This window comes from Vibrio sp. NFR (assembly GCF_027587095.1).
GTDB classification, from domain to species: domain Bacteria; phylum Pseudomonadota; class Gammaproteobacteria; order Enterobacterales; family Vibrionaceae; genus Vibrio; species Vibrio harveyi.
In genome coordinates, this window is the sequence record NZ_JAPPTN010000029.1 from 1 (window position 1) to 4,776 (window position 4,776).

Below are 4,776 nucleotides of genomic sequence, written 5' to 3' on the forward strand. Positions count from 1 at the left end.
TCTACAGCAACTGGTGACGCAGAAGAAGCTATTCAACGTTTTTACGATTCAGGTCTTAGTTGTAATTTGACCCATTTCCCATTGTTCAAACCAGACTCCAATTGGCGCACAAAGCTGCAAGAGCAAGACGTTATATATGTTGGGGGCGGTAATACCCGTTCAATGTTAGCTATCTGGCGAGAGTGGGGCATAGATACAATACTCAAAGAATGCTACGAAAATGGTGTGGTATTGTGCGGTATGAGTGCAGGGGCTATATGTTGGTTTGACTTAGGCATCACCGACAGCAATCCCGAAGAATATACAGTTATTGACGGCTTGGGTTTCGTGCGTGGTCTAGCCTCAGCTCATTTTAATGGCAGTGATGAAAAGGCTGACTTATTTTCTGATTTTTCTCAAAATAACAGTAGTGTACCGTGCTATGGTATTAGCGATTATGCCGCCCTGCACTTTATTAATGGTCAATTATATCAGACGGTTACTAGTAAATTTGATGCAAAAGTAACGTTCGAAAATGCACTCTAACAAACTGTTTAAGAGTGATTCGCAACGTGTGGCATTTTCACTATGCGTTGCGTTTGGTGTTTAAGGTGGTTGCAGCAACATCGGTATTGCATTGCTCACACCTTAACAGGGCGTTAGTGCGCAAAGATAAAAATTACAATTAGCAGGATTTAAAATGAGTGAAATTGCTCGTTTCATATCTGGTAAAGCTCCAGATAAATTTGGTCGCAATGTTGAGCAGTTGTTAGCTTACAACCACTTCTGGCTGGAGCATGATCATAAGTATATTCAAGTTCTTTTTCCGATAGATGAGGGCACCAAGTTCAATCAACATGCTCCTTTGGTAACTCAAGCAGATCGAGAGGCTTTTGCTAACTCAGAAGAATTACGTGTTGCTCACTTAAAAGCACTCGACCTTTTACTTGAGTTTTGGGGATTACAGCGAGATGGGTGTGAAATTTCGTCAATACAGCCATTAAGCCCTGCTAACCATGTTTGGCTTAAAAGTCATGACCATAACCAACTTCGCCTGACCCGAGCAATTCGTAGTTTGTATTTACTCGGTAATGAGCACATAGCAGCTAAATTGTGTGACTTTCTAGTGGTTGCAGCTAGAGAAACCGGCATGGTTTCAGACAAAACGGTCGAGTATTGGCGTAACGCGCTTAAAGGTTAGGGGATCGCTGAAAAAGCGCACTAACAAACTGTTCAAGAGTGATCCGCAACGCGTGGCATTTTTACCATGCGTTGGTTTAAGTGATTAAGGTGGTGTGCAGTGGCTTCAGTATTGCGTTGCTCACACCTTAACAGGGCGTTATGTGCTTTGGTGAAAATGGATATGGAAATCACAATCAGGCGTATCGAAACAGAAAGCATTGAGGACAAAGGTATATTCGAGACTTTGTTTAGGGAGTACCTATCTGGATTCTCAGTTGAGCTAGATCTCTCAGTAATTGCTCAGTTGTTTGCATTGCCTTATTTCCACGGATTTATCAGTTTTGTCGACGATAAGCCCGCTGGTTTTGCGGTTTGCTTTGAATCGTTTTCAACTTATCGTGCGCAAAGAGTGATGAATATCCATGACTTTATGGTGTCGGACAACTTTCGTGGTAAAGGTGTGGGCAAAGCGCAACTGAATGGTATCGAACAGTATTGTCGTGATAATGATTACCTCAAAATCACACTAGAGGTCGGTGATGATAATGCTGCAGCTAAAACGCTCTACAGTTCATTGGACTACGAAGATTACCGAGTAGTTTTGACAGGGCAGCAACATTGGCAAAAGTACCTCAATTAGCATGCACATAACAAACTGTTCAAGAGGGATTCGCAACGCGTGGCATTTTCACTGTGCGTTGGTTTTAGTGTTTAAGGTGGTATGCGGCGGCTTTGGTATTGCGTTGCTCACCCCTTAACAGGGCGTTAGGTTTTATGAGGATAGCTATAAATGAGTGATGATATTTTAAGAGTAGCTCAATCATTCAAAGAGCAAACTAGAGGTCTATCTCAAGAAGAGAGTATGGCGCACTTTGAAAAGCAAAAAGAGCGATATGAGCGAGAATATACTGAATTTCTTGAATATCACGAAAGAGAAGAGTGCTATTTGTGTGGTAAGTCTATAAAGACCATTAGTAAAGAAAATCCCTGTTTACACTGGCTTCTCAGGAAGTGTAAGTTCAAGAAAAAAGACTTTCCAAAAATCACTGAAAACTATGACTTTTACAATATTTCTTCTTATTTGCGTTGGGTTGCTCACGCAGAAAGCGGTGTGAAAAACATAAACAACTTAAAAGAGGAAAGCAGTGACAGGAAAATATTTGAAACAACCATTAAGTGGCAAAATATTGAGTGGACACTAGATTGTTCAAAAAATGATTTTTCAGGTCATGAGGGTAGTAAAACTGATTTTCCTCATTGGCATTTCCAGATGCGCGTAGATGGGAATCAGTTCATAAACTTTAATGATTTCCATATCAAGTTTTCAAAAGACGATCAGTTAAAAATTGTACTGGAAAATGATCCTGATTCAGGTTTCCATCATACTTTTGGTCCGGGAGGTGAAGGGATGCAGGAACATATGGACAGAATGGCTGATGACCCAGACGAGTTTATCGCCAATTCAATGACAGCCGAAAATCCTGATGATGGAACAGTACATATGCAGTCAATTGTTACTGCTCCTGAGGGTGGTATTTCTGGTGAAAAAATAAATGAAGCCCTTGAAATGGCAAGAACTACTGGTAAAACGCTTGCACATTGCTTTAGAGAAGTCTTATCGAAAGAGGAAGGCGTTTCTGTTTCAACAATAGCTAGTCCTGCTGAAAGTGTTCCTGAAATCGCTAAACGGACTGAGAGAAAACGAAGATAAAACCTAACAAACTGTTTAAGAGTGATTCGCAACGCGTGGCATTTTTACTATGCGTTGCGTTTAGTGTTTAAGGTGGTATGCGGGAACTTCGGTATTGCGGTGCTCACACCTTAACAGGGCGTTAGGTTTCAAGGAGAAAACAATGGAAGTTTCACTTCGCAACGTTACAAAACAAAACTATGAAAAGGTATGTGAACTAGACGTATTGAAGGAGCAAGAACAATACGTTGCTTGCAATATGTGGTCTCTCGTTGAGTCAATGTTCAACGAGGGGTATGAAACTAGGGCTATTTATGTCAAAAATGAACCTGTCGGCTTCTTTATGTGGGTCAAGGAGTCATTGTCTAAAGTTTCAATATGGCGGTTCATGGTCGATTATAAACATCAGCAAAGCGGTATTGGTCGTAGAGCTTTAGAGCTCGCACTGAGTGAAATAAAGCAATTGCCAGAGCTAAAAGAGGTCGAGATTTGCTATGACCCAGAGAATCCTGTAGCCAGAGAGTTCTATTCGAGTTTTGGTTTTGTTGAAATTGGTATGGATGAAGACGATGAAGATATGCTTGCAGTCCTCACCATTTCAACCTAACAAACGCTTCAAGACGGATTCGCAACGCGTGGCATTTTTACCATGCGTTGGTTTTAGTGGTTAAGGTGGTATGCGGCGGCTTCGGTATTGCGTTGCTCACACCTTAACAGGGCGTTATGCTTATCTCAGAGGTTTAGATGAAATATACAAAAAATCAGCATATGTTGTCACAGTGGGTACTTCGGAACTTCCGAAGTGATGATACAGCGGAACATCCAAAGGATAAGCAGCGGGTATGGTGTCATACCGTGTATCACTCACCTGAGAAAGAAAACGATATTAAGGAGATTCCTCTTCCAATATCGTCAATTGCTATCCATAAAGACTGTTTCATGCTAATTGATCATGAAACTGGCAAAAAGTTCGATATAGAAGATGAGTTGTCTGATTATGAAAACAGCACTTCTGTACTATTTAATGAGTTAATCCATAAGCATAAATTTACAAAGCTCCTTGATGTTACCCGTAAGGGGCACGCTTTAGAAATGCTGTTGAATTTTATGGTAATTCAAATGGTTTTGGGCTTTTACAATCCGCAGAATAAGATGGATGATAAAGATGAGGTTTTATTGCATATCTTGTCTGATATGGAGGAGAATTACGAAAACATAGAAAAACTAATTTTCAACCCACCTAAAGAAGTCAAGCCTTACTGTAGTACCGCGCTTTTTAAAAAAATAGAGCGGGTGGCAAAGTCAAAGTCTGAAGTTAAAGATAAATGCAATGCACTGTTTATTCTATCAATGCTATCTGAAGCCAAAGGGCTACCTTCATTGTTTGGCTACTTGTCATCCGTTAGAAATAATATGTTTAAAAACATATATATTACAGGTATCTATCATACTGGTTATGACTTCGATAGTACTGAAATTAGACCTGTTTTTACAATTAGCCCTAATGTTTTCATCTTAAATCCAGATAACAACCTTAATCTTCTACCACTAGCTCACAACCTAGCGTTGAGCTTTTCTGTAGGCGAAAGTGAATATTATAATAGTCATTTGAAGGTTTATAGTGTGGACCCAAGTAAGTTGAAATGTAGAACTAGTAAAAGAATCCATACTTATAAAGTATCTCACGATTTCATCGACAATATTACGGGTTGGATTACTGCTATAGGTGTTTCTCATACGAAGACTTTATATACACCTTATGAACTAAAGGACATTGAAAGATATCTAGTTCATCAAAGTGAAAATGAAGAATATCACTATAGCCCTCAACACCCCCAGTTCGTTGTAATATAAGCATAACAAAGCATTTAAGAGTGATTCGCAACGCTTGGCAGTTTCGCTTCGCTCAAGTATAGCCAAGCGTC

Annotated in this window: 6 protein-coding genes; all 6 read left to right on the forward strand. The window is 40.0% G+C overall.

The features are described from left to right. Nucleotides 1–525: peptidase E (locus OH463_RS26160; protein ID WP_269993258.1), on the forward strand; the 525-nt coding region annotated here is incomplete at its 5' end. A gap of 154 nt (nucleotides 526–679) precedes the next feature. Continuing rightward, nucleotides 680–1,180 carry an opioid growth factor receptor-related protein gene (locus OH463_RS26170; RefSeq protein WP_269993260.1) on the forward strand — a complete coding sequence of 167 codons (501 nt, stop codon included), beginning with the start codon at nucleotides 680–682 and terminating at the stop codon, nucleotides 1,178–1,180. 162 nt (nucleotides 1,181–1,342) lie between these two features. Beyond that, nucleotides 1,343–1,801, forward strand: coding sequence for a GNAT family N-acetyltransferase (locus OH463_RS26175; protein WP_042603248.1), 459 nt, complete (start codon nucleotides 1,343–1,345; stop codon nucleotides 1,799–1,801). Nucleotides 1,802–1,951: 150 nt separating this feature from the next. After that, nucleotides 1,952–2,872 carry a hypothetical protein gene (locus OH463_RS26185; protein WP_269993265.1) on the forward strand — a complete coding sequence of 307 codons (921 nt, stop codon included), beginning with the start codon at nucleotides 1,952–1,954 and terminating at the stop codon, nucleotides 2,870–2,872. A gap of 142 nt (nucleotides 2,873–3,014) precedes the next feature. Next, nucleotides 3,015–3,458, forward strand: coding sequence for a GNAT family N-acetyltransferase (locus tag OH463_RS26195; protein WP_017817951.1), 444 nt, complete (start codon nucleotides 3,015–3,017; stop codon nucleotides 3,456–3,458). A gap of 137 nt (nucleotides 3,459–3,595) precedes the next feature. Next, nucleotides 3,596–4,705 (forward strand): DUF4238 domain-containing protein, encoded by a 1,110-nt coding sequence (locus OH463_RS26205; protein WP_269993269.1) that lies wholly within the window; start codon nucleotides 3,596–3,598, stop codon nucleotides 4,703–4,705. The last annotated feature ends 71 nt before the right edge of the window (nucleotides 4,706–4,776 follow it).